Raw genomic sequence first — 26786 nt, 5'->3', positions numbered from 1 at the left:
CGATCTTCCTTCTGAATATCGAAGCTTACGTTCTCGAAGATCTGTCTGCCCTCGTAGGTCTGCCCGATCGCCTTCACTTCGCATAGCTTGTCGGGAAAGCGCAACCTCTCGTAGATGTCGGTAATCAGCACGTTAACGGGATGAGGCTCTACCCGCTTCTTGTTATCCGCCAGCTTCCGCGAGAGACGGTCTTTCGAACCGGACTTCCGGCTCGCGCGATCGTCGATCGCCTCGGATTCCATGAGCAGCAGCTCTTCCTCCCACTCGAATTGGCGATCCAGCTCCTTCTTGCGCATCTTCTTCTTACGGACGTAATCGGTGTAGTTGCCTTCGTATTCCTGGAAATGATAGTTCTCGATCTCGATCGTGCGCGTGACGACCTTGTCGATGAATTGCCGGTCATGCGACACCAGAATCAGGGCTCCCTTGAATCGGTACAACCACTGTTCCAGCCATGCGATCCCTTCCATATCCAAGTAATTCGTAGGCTCGTCGAGCAGAACGACATCGGGCAGCTCGATTAGCATCTTCGCGAGCGCCGCGCGGTTACGCCATCCCCCGGACAACTCATCGATGGGCTGATTGCGAGATCTCTCATTGAACCCTAGCTTCGTAAGCACCGTGTTGATCTCGATGGAAACGTTCCAGCCATCGAGATGATCCATCTGTTCAAATAACTCCGCTTGCCTTGCTAGCAGCGCATTCATCTCACTATCGTCGGTCACCACACCAAGCTTATCCCCGACTTCCTGTAACTCTTGTTCAATAAGGGCAACCTGCTTAAAGCATGCTTCTAGTTCTTGTTGAACGGACAAGCTTCCGCTGAGCTCCGAGAACTGAGAGAAATACCCGATTCTCACCTGAGGATCTATTTCCACTTTACCGGACGTCGGCTCTTCCTTGCCCATGATGAGCTTAAATACCGTCGACTTGCCGGAGCCGTTCCGTCCGATGAGGCCGATCCGTTCCCCTTGCATCACTCGAAAATAAATGTCGCGAAAGATCATGGACTCTTCATACTTCTTCGTGACGTTCTCCAACCGTATTACGCTCATGGCTATCACCTTTCTCGCTCCAACACTCTGAAGTAATTATACCACCCTGGCCCCGCAGATACTTCCTCCCCCGTAACCAAAAGACACTGAGGTTCTGTTCCTCAGTGTCTTTTTAGAAGGTTGTAATCTAAAGTAACTTAATCAGCTTTTCTAGCTCATCAACCCATCCTTTTGCAAGTTCAAAATCAGTATCTTTTAAAGCCAATTGTATTTTCATTTCAACTGCCTTTTTCTTTTGTTCCATTTCTAAATAGTCTTTATCAAAATGACTAGCATAAACCATCTGTCTAAATTTTCGCATACTCATTTTTCTGATCGTCTTATCCTCAATGATTAAAACATAATCCATACCGTTTACAACGGAATAGAAATCATGGGAAATCATGAGAATCGCACCTTTATAGTCTTCAATGGCTTTTTCCAACGCGATTTGTGTATAGGTGTCTAAATGACTTGTCGGTTCATCAAGAAGCAATACGTTTGCTCTACTGGCAGAAACCTTAGCCAATTGAAGGATGTTTTTTTCTCCGCCAGATAAAGATTTTATCTTCTGACTAACGATTTCTCCTTCAAAACCATAGTTTGAAAGATACAATCTGACCTCATCATACGTGTTAAATCCCGCATCAATGAATTCTTCTAATATTGTATTGGAATCATTTAACATTTCACCTTGAAGCTGAGATAAATAAGCCACTTTAGCGTCGGCATTTATTTCAATTGAATCATGATTATTGCTAAAGATTTCTCGAAGTAAAGTCGTTTTTCCGGTACCGTTTGGACCGATAATGGCCACTTTATCCGTCGTTTTTATCTCAAAGTTAACCTTGTCTAAAAGCAGCTCGTCAAAAGCAACACTATAATCATGGACCTTTACAACAATAGCGTCTTCCATTTCATTATCCATACCGAAACGGATATTCGGTTGCTTAATCTCAACGAAGGGCGCTTTAATTCTACGCGCTTCCAACCTCTCTTGAAAACTAACTCTAGCTTTTAACGCTCTACCTCTAGAGGCATCTGCATTATAAGTTGCAATAGTCCTTAGATTATTGATGATTTTCTCGTTTCTTTCACTCTCCTCCTGTTCGGCGAATGCGAGTTCTTGCAACTCGATTTTTGTCTGAAGTAAGGAGAAGTTATACTCCATATACCGCCCATCGAACTCTTGGATCTCCTTATTCTCAAGGTGTATAATTTTGTTAAAGCAATGATTCAATAAATATCGGTTGTGCGTAACAACCAGCAGCATTCCTTTGTAGGAATTAATCAGTTTTTTAAGCGCGTTTAGGTTTTCGAAGTCTAAAAATACATCCGGTTCGTCCATAATCATGAAGTCGGAACGATTAAGCATTTCCTTCATCACTTGAATAAGCTTGAATTCCCCACCGCTCAGGTCGGATACCTTATGATCTCTTCGCTTCATGAGGTTTGCTAGATTTAGCTGCTTATGAATGTTGCTTTCAAAATCATCCCCGCCCATTGCAGCAAATGCGTCTAAAGCGAATTGATACTTTTCCAATAACGGTTCTATATCCGATGAAGTTTCCATTTCCGTGCAAATCGATTGAATTTCATTTTGAATCTTTATACATCGTTCTCCTATATATTCAAACACTGTTTTTTCTTTAGTGTTGTCTAGTTCTGAGAACTGACTTACATATCCAATTGTGCAATCGGGGTCCATTTCTAATTTGCCATCGAAAAGATATCTTTCCGGGTCCATCAGTATATCAATCAATGTACTTTTCCCACTGCCGCTTGTTCCAATAAAAGCGCAATGTTGATCTTCTTCTAACGTAAATGAAATGTTGTTGTACAGTTCTTTTTGCGGAAACGAGAAGGATAAGCGTTCAACTTTTATCATCGTATTACCCTTTCTTTATAACTGAAATAGTGAGTATTATCAGTAGATGTTTGCAACATAAGTTTCAAGTTTGCCGTTGTTAGCGTAACACCGTTTACAACCAAACTCAATCCATTTGTATCCCCTCTGATTCCTGAATTCCCCTGCGCTCCATCGGTAGCATAAAGACCGTACTCGACGAGATTTTAAAAAGTCTCCAAGTATCTTACATTTTTTCGGCTTCCATACCATTTAACCACACCTTGCAAAAGAGATTTGTTCTAATACTACAATAGAAAGGCACCCGATTGGATGCCTTCTCTGTGGTGAATAAATGTTGATGCGATGCCCCCTTACCCCTTCGTTCCCTCTTCCATGCTCTTCTCGAGTTTCTTCGGGTTAGGCGGCAAAAACCGCTTACTTTCCAGCATTGGATCGCCGTCTGTGACGGCGGCCAGCCTCGCCGCTATGTCCGCGAGCATCGTCCTTGGATGGCGCACTGTTGACTTTGACTCGGTCCACCGCGACAGTCGCCGGTTCCGGCTTCGTAATTGTCATCGGGTAAGGATGATCGGTAATAACTGGGATTCTCTGCTTCGTCAACTTCTCGATTTCCTTCAGATAAGGAATCTCCTCGTTCTCGCAGAACGAAATCGCGATCCCACTTAAGCCCGCACGCCCAGTACGGCCGATCCGATGTACGTAAGTCTCCGCTATATTTGGCAAATTAAAGTTAATAACGTGCGATAGTTCCTCAATGTCGATGCCTCGTGCCGCAATGTCTGTCGCCACCAGCAAGCGTGTCGCACCGCTTTTGAAGTTATTCAGCGCCTCTTGTCGGGCATTCTGGGACTTGTCGCCATGAATCGCTTGCGCAGTAATCTTCACTTTCGTCAAGCCTCGCACTATCCGGTCCGCACCGTGCTTCGTACGGGTGAACACGATAGCGCTCGCGATCGACTTATCCTGTAGCAGATCGATCAACAGCGACAGTTTATTCGGCTTGTCCACATAATAGAGGACCTGCTTAATCCGCTCCGCCGTTGAGGAAACAGGAGTAATCTCAATTTTCACCGGATTCTTCAGCAAAGTGTTAACCAAAGATGTGATCTCAGACGGCATAGTCGCAGAGAAGAATAACGTCTGCCGCTTGGAGGGTAGCTTGGCAATGATTCGCTTCATATCATGAATGAATCCCATATCAAGCATCCGATCGGCTTCGTCCAACACCAGAATCTGCACGTGACGAAGGTCAACGAACCCTTGGTTCATCAGGTCGATCAACCGTCCCGGTGTTGCAATCAGAATGTCCGTGCCTTGCTCCAACAACTGCTCCTGAGCCCTCTGCGTGACACCACCCACGATCACGCCGCAGCGCACATTCGTGAAACATCCGTAAGATTTGGCATTGTCGGAAATCTGAATAGCCAACTCACGCGTAGGCGTCAGGATCAGTGAGCGTATAACGCGCTTACCTTTCGGGCGCCCCTGCTGTGTACTCAGCAGTTGGATGATCGGCAGCAAGAAGGCCGCTGTCTTGCCGGTCCCTGTCTGGGCGCAGCCAAACAAGTCACGGCCTGCCAGCACCGGGGGAATTGCCTGCTCTTGAATAGGCGTGGGCTGCGAATAATTTTCCTTAGCTATTGCTTTAATAATAGGGGGAATCAACTGCAATTGTTCAAACGTCATACGATCTCCTTCTTCAAGAACCAGTCTATACGCAGGTTTCTATACCAGTATTATACCCTAGAAAAGGAGTAGAACTGCACTTCCACTGAAATAGTGAAAACATTTGATAACCTGATCAACAATAAGACGGCAGAGTGGGGGCGATTTCGACATTGGCCGAAAAAAAGGTATCGATTGGCCTAACAATTAAATTCCGTCCGCATGTAGCTGGCAAAAAAATCGCATTACTTATGATACGGTTCAGCATACCATCTCTAAGGCGAAATTTTTTCGCCGCGATGTCAAACAGGGGTGTTCCATCTGTTTATGGGACACCCCTGTAGTTTATTATCATTATCTTCCAGCAGAAAGCATTAAAGTGTGGATATCACTTCTTTATGATACAATACTATTGTCGAGAGACAAGGAAGGAAATGAGATTAATGTCGATACTACAAGACGAGCAAGTAAATATAATCAATGAAAATCTGCAGGCAAAACTAGTACCTTCACCATTTGTATTGAATGGTCCTTCTGATCAACACAGCTTTCATAAAACACTTATTGATATGCAACTTCATAACCCTCAAAATAATAAAGATGAGACCTTCTTAAAAAGATTATCATTAATAGATACTGTTGATGGTGTTAAAACTGCTCAAAGCAACCTGGAAGCTCCGAAAAAAATCGCCAAAAGCTGGTCCTCTAATTACGGTACTCATGGCTGGCACAGATACGTTGGACGGTTTCCTCCTCACTTAATTCGTGCACTTCTAAATTACTTTCAAGCCGATTCGGATGATGTCGTCCTTGATCCTTTTTCTGGAAGTGGCACCACTTTAGTGGAATGTAGATTATTAGGTATACCTGCAATTGGAGTTGAAATATGTCCTCTTTCTGCACTAATTTCAAGGGCAAAAAGTCAATTTACAATAGAATTAGCCAATGCAATACCAAACTTAATTAATACCTACAAAGACTTTTATAATTCCAAATGGAATGATTTTTTAAATCAAAGGACATTTGACTTAATTTCTTACGAGGAGATTATTCTACGGGAAGGAAATATAATAGAGCCATTTGCCAACTTTGAAAAATGGTTTATTAAAGAAGCATTGCTTGGAACTTCCATAACCATCGAGTTTGCAAAAACACTTGAAGGCCAAATTCGTGATTTACTACTCGTTGCTCTCTCATCCAAGATGAGAAGTATCGGAAATATGGATGTTGATGTGGTTCGTGCTGAATATAGTAAAGAACCTCGCACAAATGTAAAGGTTTTTGACCTTGTTCACAAGCAACTTTTAAAAATGAGTAAGTCGATCATTGATTCCTTTAATACTCACAAGGGATTAATTAAGACACAACCAACAAATGTCATTGAACAAGATATTCTCAAAGTGACCGAAATCGAAGAAAATTCAATATCGCACATCATTACTTCACCTCCATATGGTGTTGAGGCGATTAGTTATCTTAGAACTCATCTACTTTCATATCGTGTTCTTGCTCATTTTTTAGGAACTGACCCTTATAAGTTTGGCGACAATGTAATCGGTTCAGAATTTTTACCTAAAGAAGCACCGAATGTCTCTCATTTTAATGTAGCTGACCTTAGCACCACGTATCTTAATTTCTTTAATTCATTATTGAATGGGGATCTTCCCAAGAAATTAGAATTACGAACTTATATGATGATGAAATTTTTCGAAGATATTAGCATCGTAACATCCCGTTTGGGTCGATGGTTAAAAGTTAACGGAAAAATTGCTTTCATTATTGGTAATAACAAAATAGGTGACACTATTATTCCAACACATGAGATTATTACCGAGATTTTTGGTGCCTATGGTTTAATTTTAGAAAAAACAATTAGTCACAAGCTGAAGACAAATAATAGTAACTCCCAAGTACCTTGGCAGGATCGGATTATTGAAAATGAGTATTTATTAATTTTTCACAAAACAGGGGAAACACGATGAGGGTCACTGAAGGCTTTATTCATGTGAGTATGCGAGATTTTCTTAAAAAGAACGGTTGGACATTGATCGCTGGACAATATCCTGGTGGAAGTGATGATGAACTAACTGCTCTTAATGTTATGGATCCAACTTTGGCACGTGATCAAAGTCCTGATCCACGAAGGCATAGTTATGGCAAATTAGTCCCTGACCTAATAGCCTATAAAGATGGTTCACTACTTGTCGTAGAGGCTAAACCAAAATTTTCGTTAGAAGATCAACAAAAATTGATTTACCTATTGTCAGAACGAAGGAACGATTTTATTTCCTCATTGGAGAAATTTGCAAAGGAGAGGAATTTTCCAGTGCTCTTACCAATTGGAAATTTACGATTTATACCTACTTTAGCCTTCTCAGCATCAGTGAAAAAATATCCAAAAGAGCCTGGTTTCCTGTACATCAGAGTTTCTGGATTAGATCAAGCTTATTTAGAATAATAGGGAGTTTTTAGGATGATCGAAAGTGAAAGTTTGCTAACACTAAGGACAAACATTAGCGAAGTAGATTGGGAGTTCGCTTCAGACGATACACAATATCTTACTCATAATATTCATCGATATTCGGGAAAATTTATACCACAGATAGCAAGGACAGCTATTGAACTACTTACAATACCGGGAGATACAGTATTAGATCCCTATATGGGCTCTGGTACTACACTTATTGAATCAACACTCCTTTCACGAAAGTCTGTCGGTGTTGATTTAAATCCATTAGCAGTACTCATATCAAAAACAAAAGTTACACCAATAGCTGAGCATAAATTAACGGATCTTAAGCAGCATTTCTTAGTTTTATGTGAAAGTCTCGATTTGTACTTTAATCCAACACTATTTATTCCACCCATTCCTAATATTGAAGAATTAATTGTATCTGCGAAGCAAGATCATCGATACAATAATCCATGGTATACCAAGTGGTTTCAAAATCCCGTATTAATTCAGCTACTCGTATTAAAGAGAGAAATCGAATCCCTTAGTGATCAGGATTTAATTGACTTAGCAACTGTTGCCTTTAGTGATATTCTAAGAAGATCAAGCAACGCTCATACTGGATATCCGAATGTAATGTATGATAAAAATGCTAAGGAACGCGCGCTGCCAGCAAAAGTGTTTTATGATTCACTAGTTGATGTGATAAATAAGGTTAGTACATTAACACAACAAGAATTTTTTGATGCAAAACCAGTAATAATACATGGCGATGCCCGTTGCCTACCTATACAAGATAATTCCATTGATGCTGTCATATCTCATCCCCCCTATATTGGGGCAATACCGTACGCAGAGTATGGCTCATTAAGTTTGGGGTGGTTAGGACATGATTGGAAATCATTAGACGAAGCTTTGACTGGAGGAAAGAGGCAATCAAGTAAGGTTGTACCTAGATTTGAAGAGGGATACTACGAAATGTTATCCGAATCTTTCCGTGTTTTGAAGCCTGGAAAATCAATATTTTTGATGGTAGGTAACCCCGTGGTTCGTGGAGAAATAGTAAAGCTGGATGAAATGACGGAAAAATTTGCTGAAACTTTAGGTTTCGAACTTATTGAAAAGGCAACACGTAAGGGTGTTAATAGAAGAGCAAATAAGATGGGAGATGAAGTTTTATTCTTTTTCAAAAAACCTCAGGGCTAAACTCCCTGAGGTTTTTGAATTTGCTCAAATAACCATTTTACTTGATCGATAGGTACCATCCCATGATATTCAGTTTCTCCGGAATCCTCCATTCTATCTGCTCCTGTTACCGCAACACCAAAAACCTCTCCATTTCTTAATAAACCAGGCCCACCACTATTTCCAGCGATAATTGGTCCACTTATCAAAATTCTTCTGACTGTTGATACCATCCTAAACCCACTTATTGCACTCATAACTATAGTACCAGTATCACCAGGTCTATAATTTGGAAATCCGGCTACAAATACTTCATTAAAATGATTCAATTCAGCATCCCAGCAAGGGTCAAAACCTTTAATATGTTCCAGTTCAGGTATCTCAAGGATTGCTAAGTCTAGTACATCATTTGAAGCAACAGTTTTAATATTGTATTTTTTGGAAATATTTTTTTTAGTAAAAGCTTTAGTTCTATCACTTAATACATGTGCACATGTTACAAATCCAATACCATTAAGTTTAAATGCAGTCCCTTGTTTCGTTTGATTATCACATTCTAAAATAACGATACTATCTAAAATATCAACTGGGAATAATATAGGCTTCTCAAATCCAGTTCCCTCATTAACTTTAAGTAACTTCGTTTGTCTCCATCGACCAGTCTGATCTTCTCCACCTTCTACTATTTCGTCCCTGTATAACTCAAAGACAAACGAACAAAAGTTACATCGTAATAAGTGGTACTCGGCAAACATGTCATAGTTATGCCCTGTTTCCTCATCAGTTATATAGTCGGTTTCAACATAATCGATCGTATCCATTAGTTTGGGTTTATGGTCTCTTTTACAACTGGGACAAGTAATAACAGTATCAAAACAGGCACTCCCTGTACTCACCATCTATAATTTCCCTCTTACAACAAAGTCATCTTTAAATAGGATGCCATCAGCTACAGTTTTATAGATCCGAACATCTTTTCTTTCTTTTCCGCTATATGCAACTACATTCCACATTTCCTTTGTAATATTAGGAAAGCGGAGTATTAAACACGTTTTGCCTTGACTTTTAGCTATATAAAGATATCTATATAGTAATGCCATTCCCGTATATGGATCTGATCGTACATATGTCATCCCAACATGATACAGTACAATTTGATCATATGGAAAACTTGGTGTATCAATTCCTGTAGATTTAAAAAAGGTCTTGGTGTCTGAAATGGTAACTGAGTCTGGTGGATTGTCATATTGCTCTGGCTTTGTTACTTTATTTTTTATAAATTCTTTTCGCTCTAAAAGTTGTTGTGCCTGAAACTTAGATTCAATAATAGCTTTATGTACATCTTTAGGTCCTAACTTAATAAAAAACTCAAAAAACATTTTCAAATACTCCCGCACTCGATTATCTTTCGAGGGATCTTGTAATATTTCACTCTTGCTATCAACCGGCCAATTAATCGTCGTGATAGCAGAATTATTGATATCCTGCATAATATCCAGGGCTTTAAAAAGACGTAAGTTCATATACCGAGGTCCTTCTGTAGCTCCACCGTGTTTTCTTGCTACGTAAGGCCCAAAATAAACTAGTGGAACCCTTGCCTCTGCGGCCGCAGCTAACCTGGCAAACCTTTGACCGACATTATGGCCACTTGGTACCTCTATGGTTCTTTCTAAGACTAAAATTGGGTTACCATCAAAAGTTAGAATAATGTCAGGCCTATCATACTTTAGAACACCTTGTAATTTTGTATTTCTAATTGTTGCTCCTGTTATTGCCTCTAACGACGCTTCACTCAAATATGGGTGTAAAGATTTGAACCAAATTCCTTCTTGTATGTCGTCAAAGTAAATCTTTAATGATTTTTTAAATTCAATAATAACATCCATTTGAAAGCTCCTAAAAAATATATTTTGTATACCACTAGTGCAACAATCCCAAGAAAATATTACTTATTTCTTATTTTTCAATATATCAATTCCTTGATGAAATATCCATAAAAACCAGCTAGGGACATAAATATCTCATGTGAAGTAACTGAAAGCATATTGTTTAATAGAGCGAATTACCGGAATATCTGTGATAGCAATAAGAGTTGTTGCCTTATCCGCAAAGTCTTTAATTGATGAACCTAGGATATAGCCGTAGTCATCTGCGAAAATATATCTATCATGAAAGTCTTTTGATTTAACTATGCTTATGCTGCCTCGTTGAGCTCTAAATTTCTCAGCAACAAGTGGAGCATCTCCCTGCATTTTTGAAGTTAATATTTTAATACTTACAGAGATTTCAACGCATTCGAGCATTAGAAAAAGTGAGTCATCAATGTAATTGTCGATAATTATCAATTCCTTCTTCGCACTTGCAAAAATCCCCTTAATAGTCTTGTAGGCATCATATTGCTTACCCTTTTCATAAAACTGAACTTGTTCTTCTAATTCTTCTTTTAAGTTGTATTTAAGCGATTCCCATGTTTGGTCAAACCAAAGTTGCTCATGCATTTCAAGGCTTCTCCACTCCGGATTCTTAAGCCCTTCCTGAAGCGTTACTTGGTCATAATGCTCATCGATATCTTTATAATAAATTTGTACCTTATCTTTAATAACATCAAAACCGATATCTTGTAAAAATTCGTTCTCGATTGTTGATACCAGCTCTTCTATTTGGTTAGTAATGCTGTTGTAGCCGAATTCATGAATTAGAAATAAGTAAGGGACTTGTCCCCTTATAAAAAACTTAAAATGAGCGAACCCGAACCTGTTGCCGAATCCAACCTTATCTTGCTCAATAAACATTTCTTTCTCTATAAATATTCCTTTCCGGCTCTCGGAACTCAAACCGTAACTAGATTTAAATAGGTTGCTAAGTATGTAATGCTTTGAACTGACTCCCCACATTTTTTGGTAACTTGCTAATTTGAAATAAGACCTTGCAAAGTAATCCATATTCCTTATCAATTCCTCATTCGATAACTGGCTCAATATAATATCGCTGCCAGAATAGCGGCTACATATGATTTCCGCCAGTTGCTTAAGCTCAGCTAAGCTTACATCTTCATAATTTATTCGAATTTTTGATAGAATGGTATCAAAAGTTTGCTGATAATTGTTTGTCATATCTTCACCCGCGTTACCCTCGTCTAGGTATTATCTCCCAGTATTGTACCAGTTTTCATAGACAGATTTCTACAAGCAGTTAAAAGTTTACCTTGTCAATCAAGGTTCAACACTAAATATTTTTTCGCTGAAAAATATACAAATTCAATCGAATTAAGGCCCCTCCGTTTAGGAAGGGGCATTTATCGTTTCCTTCCGTAAAACGGATTACTACGATATATCAGGATTCATATTACAAGTAACATGGGGGCCCTGTGACAGTAAAAGATAGGAAGATCGTAGCTACGCATCAAGCTGATAGGCCTATCCCAGGCCCACTCACTTAATTGCACGGGGACTTGCCTTGATTAACGAATGTAACTACATTTTCCGTTTTGTCATAAAGCTTAGGCATATATCATGAATATGGATTCATGCGAGAGGAGAGGATTTGGTAAAAAAAATACAATGGTTAATCGCTTTATTAGTTTTCAAATTCTTGGGAAGGGAGCCTGCAACATTGAAATCAGGGAAACGAAACGGTTACCGAAATTTTAACGAAGACGAACTGGAACTCATTTTTATCGAAGTATTGGAGGGCAGCGGTACGCTGAAAGAAAGGGCAGCGAAGATGGCACGCAGGCTGGGGAATCGCTCCTACACGAACATGCTCAGCAGAATGCGAAAGATCGAGGAGGACATTAAGAAAGATACGTTGGCAACAGGCGGACACGTTTTGGAGCATCAGCCTGCGACAAACGGGAGCGTCCGACAAACAAAACAGATTGACTGCCGATCATGGGAAGATCTGCTCCTTCAAAAACTCAGAGAGACGTTTGATCGAAACGGAGATATATTCGGATCTACCGACTCTCACGGTAACGTGTGGGTCATGTGTGTAACGGCAATCCCGTACCATGCATCAAAAACGTCATTTCTTCCTGTCTCCCTTCAAGCCCCCTCTCAATGTACATTTCGAACGCTGAATGACCGTAACCCCACCCATTTCGCCCGAGTCCTACTTCGCACGACTGATCCGCGAAACGGGACAAGCCCTTTTGTAGACGGAAGCGATTTTTGTTTCCACATTGATGAAGAAGGCCAAATTGCGGAGTTCGTTTGGGAGGAGACCTGCTTCGAGGATGGACCGAAGTTTCATGGTGGCGACGTCCCAAGTGCGCTAACTTGGGCCACGGAGATGTCTGTTCCGCTCTACGTCCAATTCCACGACCCGTTCCTCACTCCCGAGCAAAATGAGGAGATAAACGGTCATAGAGACGAGGCAACCCCGCCCTTGACTGAGCAACAATCAGAGGATGACAAGCTTAAGGACGACGATATAGAAAATTGGATATAATAATCATTTCCTTGGAGTGAACAATCAATGACCCTAACGATTACGGAAAAAGAAAAGCGTACTCTTGCAGCATTTGTTACCGAACGGCTCGATGAAGTCATGCGCCTGTTTCCCTTTGCCAAATATCCGACCGAACCGCTGAATGAGTGGCGACGGATTTTCTGCGATCCGGGAGCGATTCCCCTTGAAGCGGTCCGGCAAGCGCTCGCCTGGCACTTCGGAGGGTGGCAACGAAAGGACCTCGCCCTTACCCACCGAAAAGTCATCACGGAAGTCACCAAAGCCTGGCCTGAGTTCGTCAGCATTGCCGACCAGAAACCTGAGCAATTGTTCGGCTTTTGGCAGACCAAGCTGACCGACTGGAATCACGGTTTCGGCGCAGCGGCTTTCTTTCTACACCTTCAACAACCGGTCTCGTTCGAAATAGCGGATCGGCATCGAATAGAAGCCATGTATGATCTGCTGGGAGCAATTAGCCAAGAAGAAAAGGCCCTCCCTGATCTTACCTTCGACAACCTTTTGAACTACACAAATTTCTTCCGCTCCCTTCTCCCCAAACTATCTTACGGCGACGATTCCCCCGTTCTGCTCGACCGATTTCTTAAGGCGCTCGGCAATCGACACGCGTACAAATTTGTGCCTGCTGACTATAAATCGACGGAACCGACTATTCGCTCCTTTTCCTGGGATGCCGCCATCTCGAACCGCTTCCGTCTGGATCAAATCGTCCATCGTTCCAATGTCGATATTCTGTTCGCCTGTTTTTTACTGACGTTGGAATCCGAGAAGCTCTCACATGAGGGTTTGACGATCGCCGAAGTCATCGATCGGCTGCCACTCGGTACCGGTGGGCTTTGCAACCCTGCGAGTTTCAATTATGCTTTGGTCGCGCTCTTCGGCGGGCAAAAACAGCGTGACTACTGGGTTTTCCAAAAACCAGAACTTAGCCATTCCTTTACCGCTCAAGCCAACCAATCCACGCGAAACATGCGCTTCTACCTCTCCCATGCTTCGGAAAAGCTCTCCGTCAATCCCAAGTACGTAAAAGAGGTCAATTGACCGTATAAATAATGAAAAATTTCGAAGCATACCTCCCTGAACGAGCGGGAATAAGAATTGCTCGTCCAGGTAGACACATCCCATCAGTTACTCGCCGCGACTTGGCGATTTCTCCACTCTTTCGGTGAGGCGATCCACAATTATATTGTCCGGCGTGTAATGATTGCCGTATACACCGTCGAGCGCAGTATGAAGACGAGCTACTGGACGTCAGACTCGCACTTCTTCCATTCGCATTTTCCCACAAAACCGCTCCTACTGCGGGAACAAAGCATTAGAGTAGACGTAGACGTCTGCGTCGATGTCGACAACTACGCAGATATTGATTCAGACATTCCGTCACCTGAAACATACAAAGGAGTGTTGTAAGCATGAGTAGATCGTTCAGCCTTTCCGAAGCTGCAAAGAAAGCGAAAGAACAGAGAAATATTTGGTCCTTCGAATACCAGAACGCCGACGCTCGGAAAGAGGCGATAGCAATCGAACCATCCAATACGGAAGATTTCACTGACGGCCAAGAAACAGCGGAGCCGGAACGGTTGAGCGATGACGACAGTGTCTGCGTTCTTGCCGCAACCTCTAAACCACGAGTGGCCAAGCCGGTCAAAGGACCAGGTACAGCCCAAGGACCAAAACCCGTACTACGCCCTAAGTCAACATCCGCACCCATGCAACAAACGGCCGAACTGGCAGTCGAAAGGCAACAGTTCTGCCAAGCTAGTACCACTGAAAGTTCAGACCCAGTCGCCAGACCGCTAGAGCGAAAAACGCAGCCTTTCAACGAGCGGTACGAGCGGATCACGACGTACCTGGAGAAGCCGCTGTTCCGACGCGTTCACGACCTGCACCAGCGCGGCGAAATCGCCAAGATCGCCGGGATCTTCAACGCTGCCGTCCGGGATTATCTCGATCGGTACTACCCAGACAAAGACAAGTAATTATAAAACGATAAAACGACCCGATTCCGTCATGGATCGGGTCGTTCATTTCATTTTCCTTTTCTCGGCATCGATAGTCGCCATAATGTCTTTCGCCATTTTGCGGACAAGCTCGATTTCTTCCATGCTCCGCTCCTCCAAAAATGCTCCAAGCAGGCGAATAACATCCCGCTTGCCCTCGAGCCCCTTACCAGCTTCCAGCTCACCAAAGCGAAACGCATCGATTGGCTCGGCATTTAGAGCCGTCATGATCTTTTCCAACGTTTCCAGAGCGATGTTCCGCTCTCCTCGTTCCACTCCGGCCAAGTATGTATCTATCATGTCTGCCCGTTCCGCAAGGGCAGCTTGGGTAAGTCCCCTTTCCTTGCGCATTTGCCGCAGACGTTTCCCTACGAGGACCTTTAGCTTCGACATCACATCACCTATCCTTCTCATTCTTATGGTAGAGAAGGATACTTGCACTCTACAGGATATCTAATATTCATAAATTGTTGTTTCTGAACTTATATGTTTTGTATAATCGATGTAGGTCCTAAGGATTACCAGAGAACTACTCAATTTGACCGCAGTTATTCCTTTTAGAACAATGGGGTGATTGTATCTAGCATTGGAGTTGCATTTCTGCATCACGAAATCGAATAAATTCAAATAAGGGGTTACAAAGATGATCCTACTGTACTTCCCAGGCTTCGTGCTGTCGGTTCTACTTCTGCTCGTCGGCCTCGTCAAGCCATCTCTTGTGTTACGCTGGGGAAGCAAACGGACTCGCGGGCGCTCATCGCTGCTGTACGGCATAGCCGCAATCACTTTTGCCACAGCAATGGTTGTAGTGACGCCGGACTCCCCTTCCTCCGGGCAATCGTCTGCCACGAAGCTCGCGCCGGATGAGCCGACCAAGCCCATTAACGAGAAACAGCCTTCGCCACCGGCTGATCTACCGGCCAACGGCAAAGAGTCGGCAAATCCCAAAACCGTCCGCATTGAGCTTGCCGAGCGTCATCGCTCCCAGCCCACGTTTTACGAAGGCGAAGTCAATCAGCAAGGCCAGCCTCACGGCAATGGAACCATTACCTACACGACGACGGACATGAACAAAGAGACTCGCGCCATCACCGAAAAAACACATGTGCTTTACAAAGGCCAGTTCACGAACGGCATTTACGACGGGATAGGCACCCTGTATCGCGACACTTCGGGAGCCGTCGAATTCAGCGGCGTGTTCCGAAACGGAGAAAAGACTCTCTATCCGTTCGAGAACGAGTTTTACTACGACAAGGGGAAAATCTCGTTCTACGGCGATCCTGCCAAAACGAAGGCTGGGAAAACGATGAAAGTTTTCTACTTAGGTGGCAATCTGTACTATTCCGGCGCATGGGAAAATAAGCAGCCCAACGGCAAGGGCACCCTATACTACAACATCTTTCCCGAGCAAAAGCAGGCCGAAGGAACTTTCAAAAATGGCAGTCTAAATGGAAAAGGAAAGATGTTTCACGAAAACGGACAAGTATGGAGAGAAGGCTCTTTCTCCGCAGGCCAGTTGGACGGTTCAGGGAAAACGTATCACAGCAATGGAAATTTGGAATCCGAAGGAACCTTCAAAGAGGGGAAGCTGCATGGGAAAGGAAAAACGTATCACGAGAACGGCAATCTGGATGGCGACGCCTCTTACGAGGAAGGAAAGCCGATAGGCAAGGCAAAAATTTACCATAAGAACGGCAAACTCGCCTTCGAGGGCACTTTCGATCAAGGCATGTTCAAGCCGCACGGTATCTACGGCAACGGCATCCTGTACCATGAAAACGGCAAGATCATGTACAAGGGCGAGTTCAAGGCAAGCAAGTATCACGGCAAGGGTACACTTTACAACGATTCCGGCGACGTGATCCAGGAGGGCCAATGGAACGAGGGGCAGTTTGTCGGCGGCTAACTCCGCTCCCCCCTTTCCGGAAATGAAGAAGTCATACCATAGACCATAGAGAAGGAGTCATTCCCATGAAAAAACTGACAACCATTCTGGCCAGCGCCTTTTTCGCTACGGCCTTTTTCGCTAACGTCTCGTTCGCCAGCGACCTCAACATGCGCGTCGAGGGGCAGCCTGTTCAATTCCAATACGGAAGCCCGTTCATCGACAATGGCAGCAGCCTCGTACCGCTCCGCGACCTGCTCGTCTCCCTCGGCGTGAGCAACGACGACAAGAGCATTGTCTGGAACGGTGACGAGCAAAGCGTCACGGCCATCAAGGGTGACAAGACAGTCAAGCTCAGCGTGGGGGCCAAAGCCATCTTTCTGAACGGTGAAATGTACAGGGAACTGGACGTTCCGGCTCAAAACGTCGACGGGCGCGTCTACCTTCCGGCCCGCGCCGTGGCCGAGGCGTTCGGCTACTTCGTCGATTTCGATGGCAACACTCGGACGATTCTCGTTCAGGAAGTCCCGTTCGGCGGCGGTGTCAAAGCCGACGATTTCGTCGATCCCGTCGTGGCGGGCAAGTCCCTCGCCAACATTGAAACGGCCCTGAACGCATTTGCCGGGTTCTCCCTGCCTGCCGCCAGCAAAGACGCGCTGGAACGGAACGCTGCCGCATTCTTCGCCCCGGATCGCTCCCCGCTCTCGCTGGACGAACTCGACACCTACGTGTCCGAAAGCGATCTGGCGAAAAATCCGGCGAAGTACGCTGGCGATATTCTCGCCTACTCCTCCGTCACGCTCGATACCGTCCGCGAGATGGAGATAGACAACGGGGAAGTCGTGACCGGAGCAGTCGGCCACACGGGAGGCACGTACAGCCAGTTGCTTGAGAAGTGGCAGGACAGCACTTACTTTCAGATTTTCTACGCCGGTTCGACCGACGTTTCGAAAGGCGATAAGGCCACAGTCAAGGGTATCGTAGTCGGCGAGACGACGATCGAGCTGACCAACGCCCAAGGTGCACGCTTCGTTCAACCCATGTACGTCATGGTGGCGGGCAACCTGTTGACCACGGGGGCAGAGTACGATTACCGAATGGAGCGATCCCGTCAAAATCCCGGTGAGATCGTCATCCCGGAACTGGATAACCAGCCGACCCACGCGCAAAAAGCGCTCAACCAACTGTCCGTCAATCTCAAGGGCGGAAAACTGGAAATCATCGACGAGCTATCCAGCGACTTAGAAATCTTGGAACTCAAGATCATGGACTACGCATACAAACTATCTAAACCGATTCGCATACCGAGCAAATACGACGGCGGGCTAGCGATCGAATTGTCTGCGTTCGTCGATGGCAAAGGCAATGCTTTCGTGCCGCAGTCTGGCGAAGGTTATTTCATCAAAGTCGCCACGAACGCCGGTGAGATCGCCCGATTTGAAAGTCATGATCCGAACTCGCAGTCCAAGGCTGACGAGAGGGTGCTGCAAGCGCTGAACGATCTGTTGGGTGGAGCCAAGTTCGATAGCGGCAAACTGGTGCTGGAGTTCCCGACGACACAAACCTTTAAAATCCAAAAAGTTACAATCGACTCGTCGTACACCTACACACCGGCAAAACCGATCGACGTCTCGCCAGCGAGCCCAAAAGTCGAGATTCCGCTGAGCGAGGTCCGCAACGCGTTTGGGCAAGCCTTCGTCCCGAAAAAGGAGGGCCAATGGAGCCTGACCCATGGCGTGACGATCTCGACCAACTACGGCGACGTCAAGAAAAGCGCCAGCGACGAGACGAAGAGTACGACGCCCGCTTGCCCGAACTGCCAACAGCAGGTCGGGGGCGGCAGCCTTTCCCCTACTTCCGGGACGAGTGACTCCAACACCCGCCTGAACACAGCCGACCCGAATCCATTCGTTACCAAAGATCAAGTTGACGATTCGGGATCAAGGCTTAACGCGACTGATCCGAGCAACTTTCTCAGGGAAGATCAGCCCGATGACGCAGCTTCAAGGCTGAATGTAGCTTTTCCTGACTAACAGCGTCTGACCCGCTGTTGTAATTATATAATGAACTTCTGTTCAATTATTACATTGACAAACATTGTCCCGACGGACGATGTTTCTTTTTTTGTGATTTCAATTTACATCCACGTTACTCCTTTTTGGTCTCTCCTCGACTGGGAAAAACGATATACTGTAGATAAGATTCCATAACAACTTACAAGGAGATTCATTCTATGAGTCGCGGAAAAAAAACACACTTTTCGGATGCAAATTTGGAAGAATTGCTGAAAGATCTGAATTGGGGAAAGAGCAGCTTTGAGAACCGCTTCAAAAGATTTTGCGATGCTTACGGATTTGAGTACGAGGGCTATAATATGTTCAAAAAGGACCCCGAAGATCCTAACAGTGAATATGAATTTAGCTGGCAGTGGTACCCTCTGCTGCAATGTTTATTGAAGACACTTCCGTTACATCCCTTTTTTCGAGCAAATACCCAGGAACAGAATATAACCACAACCACTATTACACAGTATTACGAAATCTTGCTGGATGAAATAGAATTGTTGCCAAACCATCTGAAGTATGAAATTATGTCTCACCCTGCATATCAAAGTGCTCTGAAAGAAAAGTTTGCGTCAAAGCACTTAGCGGACAAAATTGCGGAATTTATCTCAGCTATATCTATAATTACAAATCAAGAACGTCCAGACATTATGATTGAACTCATTCGAAAGCTGGATGAGTGGATCTATTCAGCTTTTAAAAATAACTACTCGCTATCAATGGCCAGGCAAAGTTTTCATGAACATAATGCCGATCTAATTAATGAAATGATAGATCGTGATAATGAAAGAAAACCCTCTTCTAGACTAGATAACGAAAATGTCCGCCAAGAAGCACACACCAGCGAAAAAAATAAAAGGGTATACTTCAATCAGTCCCAGCTAGATTCTCTTCTTGCTTTAATCCTGGACCGTCAGCTCGTGCAAGATAAGTTGCCTAAGCCAAAGAGCAATATGACACCTAAAGAAAAAAGCATGCGAAGAAAAAAACAGGAACACATAAAAGAGAAAAAAGAACTCGTTTATTTGGATATTGGTCAACTGCTTAAGACACTCGATGAGTACGAACTTAATATAAAAAACGATGATGAATTTTTTTCTTTTCGTGAGGCCTATAATCTCTACCTGCAAAAATCGTCACAGTTTACAGAGAATTATATGAACCAAATTGACACCATCGTTGCAAATATTAAACAGTGCAAGTATCTCAATAATACTGCAGAAGAAAAAATTAAAGCAGTCAAAAAAACATTTGAAACGATGACTACCGAGCAGAAAGAAACAGCAAAACAGCAGTATATCGCTAATCGCCGGGCTGAGTTACAGACCATTATTGAACGATGTCAAAAGGAAATATCCGCTTTAGATACGGAAGACTCCCCTATGTACGAAATTTCAAGGAATCAAAAACAAGCGGATATTGAGTATGTTCGCTTTTGTGAAACCGTAAGGGAGCACTCATCACAATTTGCCCCAGCTTCACAATCTTTTCTTGGCCAACTTATTGCCCCTGCCTTCCATTTTTCGAATGACAAACCCAAGGACCTGTAGAGCACATTTACTGTGCTCTTCTTTTGTCCCACTGTTCAAATAAACAACTTCACTGATTCCTCACATCGCTCATGATTCAATCCGCCCAATGTTTTTTAAAATGTTGGGTCGTAAATGCCCAGCGCCAAGCCCTCGTCTAAAATGAAGTCATGGCCCACTCGGCAGGCTGCTCCCAAAAACGGGACTCATTCCGCCCAACGTTTTTTTGAATGTTGGATCGTAAATGCCCGGCGCTAGGATCTCGTCTAAAATGAAGTCATGGCCCACTCGGCAGGCTGCTCCCGAAAGTGGGACTCATTCCGCCCAATGTTTTTTTGAATGTTGGGTCGTAAATGCCCGGTGCTAGGATCTCGTCTAAAATGGAGTCATGCCCCGCTCGACTGGCTGCTCCCGAAAGTGGGACTCATTCCGCCCAATGTTTTTTTGAATGTTGGGTCGTAAATGCCCGGTGCTAGGATCTCGTCTAAAATGGAGTCATGCCCCGCTCGACTGGCTGCTCCGCCGAGCACAAATAAATTCGGCAAGCGTGTACTCCTTGGGGAGCATCCGTTCGAGTACGCAAAGCATTCCAATCGCTCCTTAAAACTTCATAGCGTTGTTTATGATTCGGGCAGTACATACGAGCGGTTGAGTAGACTTATTTTTCCTACTATTCACATGCGTTTAATCAAATTTAGGTGGTGCATAAATGATACGAAATCGCTCTCCCCCAATTTTCCGCCAGTACCAACGTCGCGCATCATAACATCGGAATGGCAACGATCTTGCCAAGAAAGGGGTATACATGGAAACCAGCAGCAACAATCAAAGCAACGATCTCCCGCAGGATGCTCCAGAGCAACAGAAATTCGACGATTTCGTTCCGCTGAGGGTCGAGTACCAAAGCAAACGCTCGTCCGGAGTAAGCTCGTTCACCGCTGTCAACACAAATAAATTCGGCAAGCGTGTACTCCTTGGGGAGCATCTGTTCGAGCACATCGGCTCTCCAGCCCGCGTCCAAATCACTTTTAATTCGGTCGGGATCTGCATTAGCGAAGCTCTTCCGAGTGGCGGGACGCCTTTCGTTATACGAAAAGCTGGCAAGCGGCCTTGCGTGTATTCCGTCCAGCTGGTCGACACGCTTACGGCGATGTTCAAACTGAGCTTCGATGGCCGGAGCAGCATTTCTTTTTACGAAGTCGATTGCTTCAGCAAAGACGGCGTGCCAACGGCCTTTGTTCCGCTTAGACAAGCGGAACAGCAGCTGGAGGCTAAGCCCGCTTCTAATGAACAGGAGCAAGAGCCAGAGATTTCGTCTAAGGATCAGGAAACGGATCTTTGAAGTCTCTTCTCCCCTTGTGGGACTCGGTTCTCGGTTCTACCGGTGTACGTGGTCCTCCGCAAAAAGCTATCGTGCAATACGCAATGCCAAAGATGCGGGAGGCAACACGCATCATAAGAGAAAAAAGCCAGGCGTGAGAGCCCGGCAATAAAAGTGAATAGGCGGCGTTCAGGCATTACCTGAACGGTCCTGCCATTTATCTTAACATAACCGAAACATTCGGAACTATCATAAATTTACGGAGGTCTTGTACATGCCACCCATTAAAAGAATTCAACCTGTTCAGAAAACCTTAGAGCAGCCGCCTAAAATCGTCAATCAATCTCTCTCACTTGTACGCCCGGTTCAGGATTACCTAAAAGATGATCGCTACCTATCCGAAATCGCCGATGCTCAAGTCGTTGAGATCAACGGCAAGCCAATGCTACGGCTCGGAACGAAAATTGCGGATGAGGACGGTTACGAGCAAGCCGAAACTTTCCTACTCAAGCCCGATTTCCGTCATCAGTCGACCTCCTTTTACAAGCTTCTTGAAATAACCGGCTGCATGCCAGATCGTGGAAAAGCCCTCGCTGTCGACTCTCTCATCGGTCAGCAGGTGATGCTTTCGCTCAAAACTGTAACTAAAAACGGCAACATCTATACAAACATCGATGACGTCGAACCCGTACCAGATGAGGAAGGCGATGTTGATGTAGACGTAGATGTAGATGTAAATGTAGATGTTAATGTCGACGACTCCGAAGATTGATTTTCCAAACGGTCCGCCTTCTCGAGGGCGGAACCGTCTAAATTACTCTTTTCAGGAGGCGATTCTACTGACGACCCAACACAATAAAATCCGGCAAGCTGCGTTGCAGTATGCTCGATTAGGCCTCCGCGTCATTCCTTTATGTTCCTATGACCATAAAGGAATGAGCGAAAGGCATCGTCAATCATGTCCCAATCCGGGAAAGGTACCGCTGCTCGGAAATTGGACGAACAAAGCAAGCGACGTCCCTGGTACTGTCGACCAATGGTTTGACAAATACAGAACGGCCAATGTTGGTGTCCTTACCGGCGTGGCAGGCGGCATCGTCGCCATCGATGTTGACGGTGATTACGGACATAAGCGGCTTGTTGAAATCTCAAGCGGGGAGATACCTGCAACCTGGGAATTCACCACTCCGGGAGGCGGGCACCGCTACCTTTTTCTTGCTCCTGAATATACACCTTTAAGAAAGTATTCGGATGCGCTTCCCGGTACAGACCATCAGGAGATCGCTTTTCTCGGCGACCACCATCAGACCGTCATGCCCCCATCACAGCACAAGAACGGTGGCACGTACGAATGGGTCGAGGGACGTAGTCCCGACGATATCGAAATCGCCCCCGCACCGGATTGGATGATTCTAAAGATGTCCCTCGCCGCTGCCGCAATTGGACTTTTCGACGAGGATGACACGAATCCTTCGCCGTACGATAGACCTGATCAGCCCGAGAAACATCATCTGGACAGTGGACAAAAACCGATTAATCTCAGGCCAGAGTCCATTTCGAGTAAGCCAAGAGCCGACAGTATTTCGAGCACTCTCAAAACCAACTCGGAAAGCGAGAAAGCGAGGATTCTGAGGGACAAATGTTCAAAAGTGGCGGAAGCTTGGAAGCTGCAGAGCGGCGTTGGGTGCGACTGGCATACGTGGTTTCGCACGGCTTCCCTTCTCGTCAAAGCCGGAGCACTTGACGATGCGTTGGCCTTCTCCGAGCTCTCCCGCAAGCACAACGAATACAGCCGCTCCGAAATCGAGGGCATGACCCGAAAAGCGTTCGGACCTACGCGCTGCACTACGCTCGGCTGTGACGCGGAGCAGATCAAGAAATGCTTCGGCAAATTCAAGAAAAACGACAATAATGAAATCACGAACAGCCCGGTCGCCTTCCTCAAGGCTGAAAAATCGGCATATTCAAACGATATCGCCGAACTTGTGGAGAAGTTCACCAGCTACCGCGTGCGCTTTGGGGCGATCGGAGAAGTGGGAACCAATAAGGAAGGCGAAGAAACATTTAAGCCATTCGCCAATTTTGTTCCGGTTCCTTTGGAGGACGTGTGCCTCGACGACGGAGCTACCCAAGAGCGCTGCTTCGTGATTTCCGGTCGGCTGCTTGACGACGATAGCGAACTTCCTCCGCGTCGGGTAAGCCATCTAGATTTCCATGAACCGACCAAATGGGTCATACACTGGGGACTGAGACCAACCATTTTTCCCGGCAACCAAAATAAGGAAAGGGTGCGTCATACCGTGCAACTACTATCGCATGGCGTTAAGAATAGTGTCGTTTACACACACTTGGGATACCGCAAAATCGGGGGCGAGTGGAGATACCTCCATGCCGGGGGATGCTCAGACGACGACAGCGTGAAGGTCGAAGCGGATTCCAGGCTCAGACGGTACGTCCTTCCCTCCAAAGAGAAGGATCCCATCGTTGCCATTCAAAGATGCTTTTCCCTTCTTGGAATCGCAAGCGAGCGCGTGACGCTGCCCCTGCTCGCCACGATGTTCCTGGCTCCTCTTTGCGAAATTTTGAGAAAAATCGGACTGGAGCCCGCCTTCGTAGTTTGGCTTTTCGGCCAAACGGGAGCGAGAAAGTCCACGATCGCGGCGCTGTTCATGTGCCTGTTCGGAAACTTTTCCGCGAAGAGCCCACCAGCCTCTTACAAAGATACGGCCCTTTCGCTCGAAAGAAGGGGTTTCGCCTGCAAGGACAGCGTCCTCTGGATCGACGACTTCCACCCGACGCAGAACCCGCTCGACGCCCGAAAGATGGAACAGACGGCCCAGTCGCACATTCGGTCGTACGGCGATCGTGTTGGGAGAGGAAGGCTCGATCCTAACGCAAAGCTGAAGGCGGACTACCCCCCGAAAGGACTTGCGCTTGACACAGGAGAACAGCTTCCTGACGGTCACTCCAGCAACGCCCGTCTTCTCGGGATCGAGTTGCTGCCCGAGGACGTGAATCTAGACAAGCTCACGGAAGCCCAAAGACTAGCACCTCAACTCGCTGAGGCAATGCTCGGCTACACCCGCTGGCTCGGAAATCGGATGTCTGACGTCGATTTCGACCGGCATCTCGAGGAACGGTTCTTCGCTCTGAGAAGCGAAGCGGAATCCTCCCGGTCGCACGGAAGGATTGCCGAGACGGTCGCGTGGCTCCGCTTGGGCCTGGAGTGCCTGCTCGACTACGCTGTCAGCGTCGGCGCTGTGACGCCCGAGGAAAAGGAAGTCCGTCTCATGGACGGCTGGCGAATCTTGCTCTCGCTCGCGGACGGACAGAACGATACCGTCCGGGAGTCGATGCCGGTCACGCAGTTCTTGGATACCGTCTCGGAACTGCTGCAAAACGGGACCATTCACGTCCAGGTCTTGGATAGCCGTTTCGAGTCCGAGGAAGATAGCTTGAGACGCACAGGGAAGCATGTCGGCTGGCGTGACGAGCATTTCTACTACTTCCTTCCGAAAGTCCTGTACAACGAAGTCAGCTCATTCCTCGCCAATCAGCACGAGCACATCCCCCTCAAAATGTCGGCACTCTGGAAGCAGCTCGACGTGGAAGGAGCACTCACAACGGAAACGTACCTGGAGAACGGTGCAGAGAAAGTCAAAAGGGTTCGGCGCAAAACCATCGGGGGTGTGAGGGTTCCAGCGCTCTGGGTCAAGAAAGAATGTGTCTCCGAACCGGATGAGTCCGAGGCGCGAAGGCGCGACGTAAGAAGCCGTGCTGCCATCAGGCAGACTGAGGCCGGGGACCTTTTTGACCAGGGCTGAAGGGGCTGAATCCCCCTTCGCACCCCCCTCTTCAACACCTCGGGGGACCGCAACAGACGATGAAACATAAAGGAAAAAGAAAACATAACCCCCCACCCCCCCTGACTTGTTTTGAAAACCTCGTGTGTGGCCATACCAGCCGGATGTGAGCCGACTCCGACCCAGGTGTCCATTTTGGGGGTGGGGGGATGGGGTTGGGGGACTCCGGGACAGGCGAGGAAACCGGATTTATACATTTTTCGGGAATATATCATGATCTTGATGTCTATCGAATTCTAGAGAGGAGCAAGATTCATGAACATTCTTCAGTCCAAAGCTGACCTGCTTGCAATCGATTCGAATGTTTACCCGGAGCCGTTACGTCGTTTCGCAAGCGAACTTCTCCAGTCAATTGATTATGAGGTTGACCCCGAGGAGCAGGAAGAATTTCTACTCCGAAACCCCATCATTCTATGCGAGCCGGGTGATAATATTACCGCTTTGTTGGAAGCAAGCCCGTTTGGCTACGAGTACATCGAGCGGCTTGATCTTGAAGGCGTAACAGTTTTTCGGGCCGGTGTACTTCTCGATAATGAATGGTTTGTCCAATATCTGATTCCTGAAGAGGCGATCGACGCCGAAATAGCAAGATGGTTGGATGAACATGCTTCGGCTGGAGGTGCTGTTCGATGAGTAAGAAAGACGCTGCAAAACGCATCGAGATCGTCTCCCTTCGGATGGTAAAGGAAAGGACATCTCTTCTCTACCCGAACCGTATGATCCGAACGCCGGAAGACGCCGCAAACTTGTTCCGGCAATTCATCGGCGATTGCGATAGGGAATCGTTTTGCATCCTTTGCCTAAATACAAAAAACGAGCCGACCGCGTTGCACCAAGTATCGACCGGTACACTAAACGCTTCGCTGGTGCATCCACGCGAGACTTATAAGCTCGCTATTCTCGCAAACTCGGCCTCGATCATCGCCGCCCATAATCATCCTTCCGGAGAAGCTACTCCGAGTCCGGAAGACGTTGAGATTACGGAGCGGCTTCGTGACAGCGGAGCGTTGTTGGGAATCGACTTTTTGGATCATCTCGTCATCGGTGATAACAATTTCGTGAGCATGAAAGAACGGGGGCTGATGTAGGTGTTCCCGAGGCATTCACGTTACGTCTCGCATCTAGCAAACGAAACTCTTCCTCCCGACATCCAGTCGATTCTCTGGTCCATCGTTGACCGGGATTTAGCAGAAGGACGAGAGCTTGACTACTTGCAAGTATTTACACTGTCAATCGTCCGTATCGAAAGCTACACCTACCAGCGCATCCGGCAGAAGCAAGAGAAGCCGGAGCGTAAGAGGATACACGATATTTCCGGAGTCAAGGTGCCCCTCTCCGGCGTCACAGTCTGGATCATCGACAGCGACACATACTGCACCATGCTGCTGCCGGAAGATTATTGAGGCGATGCATATGAAAAAAGCAATCATCGCATTCATAATGGCAACTACC

The 26786-nt window shown here is 45.9% G+C and carries 22 protein-coding genes; 14 read left to right on the top strand and 8 right to left on the bottom strand.

What is annotated here, in order from left to right; translation table 11 throughout:
* The 3 genes from PV433_RS11995 to PV433_RS11985 form a co-directional block, all read right to left on the bottom strand.
* Positions 1–1055: ABC-F family ATP-binding cassette domain-containing protein (locus tag PV433_RS11995; protein ID WP_332072372.1), on the bottom strand; the 1055-nt coding region annotated here is incomplete at its 3' end.
* Between the two features lie 127 nt (positions 1056–1182).
* Complete coding sequence (locus PV433_RS11990; RefSeq protein WP_332072371.1) at positions 1183–2922, bottom strand: ABC-F family ATP-binding cassette domain-containing protein; 1740 nt, start codon at positions 2920–2922, stop codon at positions 1183–1185.
* Between the two features lie 396 nt (positions 2923–3318).
* Positions 3319–4590 carry a DEAD/DEAH box helicase gene (locus tag PV433_RS11985; RefSeq protein WP_332072370.1) on the bottom strand — a complete coding sequence of 424 codons (1272 nt, stop codon included), beginning with the start codon at positions 4588–4590 and terminating at the stop codon, positions 3319–3321.
* A 422-nt stretch (positions 4591–5012) separates the two neighbouring features.
* Between PV433_RS11985 and PV433_RS11980 the strand changes: the two genes are divergently transcribed.
* Genes PV433_RS11980 through PV433_RS11970 form a run of 3 tightly spaced genes read left to right on the top strand, consistent with a single transcriptional unit; the run spans position 5013 to position 8227 of the window.
* On the top strand, positions 5013–6551 hold the full coding sequence (locus PV433_RS11980; protein WP_332072369.1) for a DNA methyltransferase: 1539 nt from the start codon (positions 5013–5015) through the stop codon (positions 6549–6551).
* Entirely contained in the window at positions 6548–7027 is a 480-nt protein-coding gene (locus PV433_RS11975; RefSeq protein WP_332072368.1) for a hypothetical protein, read from the top strand. Before PV433_RS11980 ends, PV433_RS11975 begins: the two co-directional genes overlap by 4 nt.
* A 15-nt stretch (positions 7028–7042) precedes the next feature.
* Positions 7043–8227, top strand: a complete 1185-nt coding sequence (locus tag PV433_RS11970; protein ID WP_332072367.1) for a DNA methyltransferase — start codon at positions 7043–7045, stop codon at positions 8225–8227.
* On the opposite strand, the gene PV433_RS11965 is transcribed toward PV433_RS11970, so the two are convergent.
* From PV433_RS11965 to PV433_RS11955, 3 genes are all read right to left on the bottom strand, one after another.
* On the bottom strand, positions 8224–9105 hold the full coding sequence (locus PV433_RS11965) for a S1 family peptidase (protein ID WP_332072366.1): 882 nt from the start codon (positions 9103–9105) through the stop codon (positions 8224–8226). The two genes, PV433_RS11970 and PV433_RS11965, sit on opposite strands and share 4 nt — an antisense overlap.
* Positions 9106–10092 (bottom strand): hypothetical protein, encoded by a 987-nt coding sequence (locus PV433_RS11960; RefSeq protein ID WP_332072365.1) that lies wholly within the window; start codon positions 10090–10092, stop codon positions 9106–9108.
* A 135-nt stretch (positions 10093–10227) separates the two neighbouring features.
* Positions 10228–11319, bottom strand: coding sequence for a hypothetical protein (locus tag PV433_RS11955; RefSeq protein WP_332072364.1), 1092 nt, complete (start codon positions 11317–11319; stop codon positions 10228–10230).
* Between the two features lie 430 nt (positions 11320–11749).
* On the opposite strand from PV433_RS11955, the gene PV433_RS11950 reads away from it, so the two are divergent.
* The 3 genes from PV433_RS11950 (at position 11750) to PV433_RS11940 (ending at position 14652) form a co-directional block, all read left to right on the top strand.
* Positions 11750–12655, top strand: coding sequence for a hypothetical protein (locus PV433_RS11950; protein WP_332072363.1), 906 nt, complete (start codon positions 11750–11752; stop codon positions 12653–12655).
* A gap of 27 nt (positions 12656–12682) precedes the next feature.
* Positions 12683–13714 carry a hypothetical protein gene (locus PV433_RS11945; protein ID WP_332072362.1) on the top strand — a complete coding sequence of 344 codons (1032 nt, stop codon included), beginning with the start codon at positions 12683–12685 and terminating at the stop codon, positions 13712–13714.
* Between the two features lie 371 nt (positions 13715–14085).
* A complete protein-coding gene (locus PV433_RS11940; RefSeq protein ID WP_332072361.1) occupies positions 14086–14652 on the top strand; it encodes a hypothetical protein in 567 nt (188 codons plus the stop codon).
* Between the two features lie 45 nt (positions 14653–14697).
* Here PV433_RS11940 and PV433_RS11935 read toward each other — a convergent pair whose 3' ends face one another.
* Complete coding sequence (locus tag PV433_RS11935; RefSeq protein ID WP_332072360.1) at positions 14698–15066, bottom strand: helix-turn-helix domain-containing protein; 369 nt, start codon at positions 15064–15066, stop codon at positions 14698–14700.
* A gap of 250 nt (positions 15067–15316) precedes the next feature.
* On the opposite strand from PV433_RS11935, the gene PV433_RS11930 reads away from it, so the two are divergent.
* The 3 genes from PV433_RS11930 to PV433_RS11920 all read left to right on the top strand — a co-directional run bounded on the left by PV433_RS11930 (position 15317) and on the right by PV433_RS11920 (position 20171).
* Positions 15317–16579, top strand: a complete 1263-nt coding sequence (locus PV433_RS11930) for a toxin-antitoxin system YwqK family antitoxin (protein WP_332072359.1) — start codon at positions 15317–15319, stop codon at positions 16577–16579.
* Positions 16580–16644: 65 nt separating this feature from the next.
* A complete protein-coding gene (locus PV433_RS11925) occupies positions 16645–18591 on the top strand; it encodes a copper amine oxidase N-terminal domain-containing protein (protein WP_332072358.1) in 1947 nt (648 codons plus the stop codon).
* Positions 18592–18791: 200 nt separating this feature from the next.
* Positions 18792–20171 carry a hypothetical protein gene (locus PV433_RS11920; protein WP_332072357.1) on the top strand — a complete coding sequence of 460 codons (1380 nt, stop codon included), beginning with the start codon at positions 18792–18794 and terminating at the stop codon, positions 20169–20171.
* Between the two features lie 739 nt (positions 20172–20910).
* Here the strand turns inward: PV433_RS11920 and PV433_RS11915 are convergent.
* The gene (locus PV433_RS11915; protein WP_332072356.1) at positions 20911–21402 is read right to left on the bottom strand and encodes a hypothetical protein; all 492 of its coding nucleotides are present in this window, start codon (positions 21400–21402) and stop codon (positions 20911–20913) included.
* A gap of 343 nt (positions 21403–21745) precedes the next feature.
* On the opposite strand from PV433_RS11915, the gene PV433_RS11910 reads away from it, so the two are divergent.
* The 5 genes from PV433_RS11910 (at position 21746) to PV433_RS11890 (ending at position 26737) form a co-directional block, all read left to right on the top strand.
* The gene (locus PV433_RS11910) at positions 21746–22243 is read left to right on the top strand and encodes a hypothetical protein (protein WP_332072355.1); all 498 of its coding nucleotides are present in this window, start codon (positions 21746–21748) and stop codon (positions 22241–22243) included.
* The gene (locus tag PV433_RS11905) at positions 22215–25295 is read left to right on the top strand and encodes a bifunctional DNA primase/polymerase (RefSeq protein WP_332072354.1); all 3081 of its coding nucleotides are present in this window, start codon (positions 22215–22217) and stop codon (positions 25293–25295) included. The genes PV433_RS11910 and PV433_RS11905 overlap by 29 nt, the downstream gene beginning before the upstream one ends.
* Before the next feature lie 294 nt (positions 25296–25589).
* Positions 25590–25967: a hypothetical protein gene (locus tag PV433_RS11900; protein WP_332072353.1), complete on the top strand. Its 378-nt coding sequence runs from the start codon at positions 25590–25592 to the stop codon at positions 25965–25967.
* Positions 25964–26422 (top strand): JAB domain-containing protein, encoded by a 459-nt coding sequence (locus tag PV433_RS11895; protein ID WP_332072352.1) that lies wholly within the window; start codon positions 25964–25966, stop codon positions 26420–26422. Before PV433_RS11900 ends, PV433_RS11895 begins: the two co-directional genes overlap by 4 nt.
* Positions 26423–26737 carry a DUF960 family protein gene (locus PV433_RS11890; RefSeq protein ID WP_332072351.1) on the top strand — a complete coding sequence of 105 codons (315 nt, stop codon included), beginning with the start codon at positions 26423–26425 and terminating at the stop codon, positions 26735–26737.
* The last annotated feature ends 49 nt before the right edge of the window (positions 26738–26786 follow it).

Origin of the sequence: Paenibacillus sp. GYB004 (assembly GCF_036577605.1) — a bacterium.
In the GTDB taxonomy this organism is placed as follows: domain Bacteria; phylum Bacillota; class Bacilli; order Paenibacillales; family NBRC-103111; genus Paenibacillus_AB; species Paenibacillus_AB oceani.
Note: the sequence above shows the minus strand (reverse complement) of the source record. Positions and strands in the feature narration are given on the sequence as shown.

Coding starts and splice junctions, on each gene's coding strand:
- PV433_RS11980 (WP_332072369.1), top strand. CDS start 5,013: ATGTCGATACTACAAGACGAGCAAGTAAATATAATCAATGAAAATCTG.
- PV433_RS11935 (WP_332072360.1), bottom strand. CDS start 15,066: ATGTCGAAGCTAAAGGTCCTCGTAGGGAAACGTCTGCGGCAAATGCGC.
- PV433_RS11895 (WP_332072352.1), top strand. CDS start 25,964: ATGAGTAAGAAAGACGCTGCAAAACGCATCGAGATCGTCTCCCTTCGG.
- PV433_RS11910 (WP_332072355.1), top strand. CDS start 21,746: ATGCCACCCATTAAAAGAATTCAACCTGTTCAGAAAACCTTAGAGCAG.
- PV433_RS11945 (WP_332072362.1), top strand. CDS start 12,683: ATGACCCTAACGATTACGGAAAAAGAAAAGCGTACTCTTGCAGCATTT.
- PV433_RS11970 (WP_332072367.1), top strand. CDS start 7,043: ATGATCGAAAGTGAAAGTTTGCTAACACTAAGGACAAACATTAGCGAA.
- PV433_RS11985 (WP_332072370.1), bottom strand. CDS start 4,590: ATGACGTTTGAACAATTGCAGTTGATTCCCCCTATTATTAAAGCAATA.
- PV433_RS11960 (WP_332072365.1), bottom strand. CDS start 10,092: ATGGATGTTATTATTGAATTTAAAAAATCATTAAAGATTTACTTTGAC.
- PV433_RS11955 (WP_332072364.1), bottom strand. CDS start 11,319: ATGACAAACAATTATCAGCAAACTTTTGATACCATTCTATCAAAAATT.
- PV433_RS11990 (WP_332072371.1), bottom strand. CDS start 2,922: ATGATAAAAGTTGAACGCTTATCCTTCTCGTTTCCGCAAAAAGAACTG.
- PV433_RS11930 (WP_332072359.1), top strand. CDS start 15,317: ATGATCCTACTGTACTTCCCAGGCTTCGTGCTGTCGGTTCTACTTCTG.
- PV433_RS11925 (WP_332072358.1), top strand. CDS start 16,645: ATGAAAAAACTGACAACCATTCTGGCCAGCGCCTTTTTCGCTACGGCC.
- PV433_RS11965 (WP_332072366.1), bottom strand. CDS start 9,105: ATGGTGAGTACAGGGAGTGCCTGTTTTGATACTGTTATTACTTGTCCC.
- PV433_RS11905 (WP_332072354.1), top strand. CDS start 22,215: ATGTTAATGTCGACGACTCCGAAGATTGATTTTCCAAACGGTCCGCCT.
- PV433_RS11920 (WP_332072357.1), top strand. CDS start 18,792: ATGAGTCGCGGAAAAAAAACACACTTTTCGGATGCAAATTTGGAAGAA.
- PV433_RS11975 (WP_332072368.1), top strand. CDS start 6,548: ATGAGGGTCACTGAAGGCTTTATTCATGTGAGTATGCGAGATTTTCTT.
- PV433_RS11900 (WP_332072353.1), top strand. CDS start 25,590: ATGAACATTCTTCAGTCCAAAGCTGACCTGCTTGCAATCGATTCGAAT.
- PV433_RS11940 (WP_332072361.1), top strand. CDS start 14,086: ATGAGTAGATCGTTCAGCCTTTCCGAAGCTGCAAAGAAAGCGAAAGAA.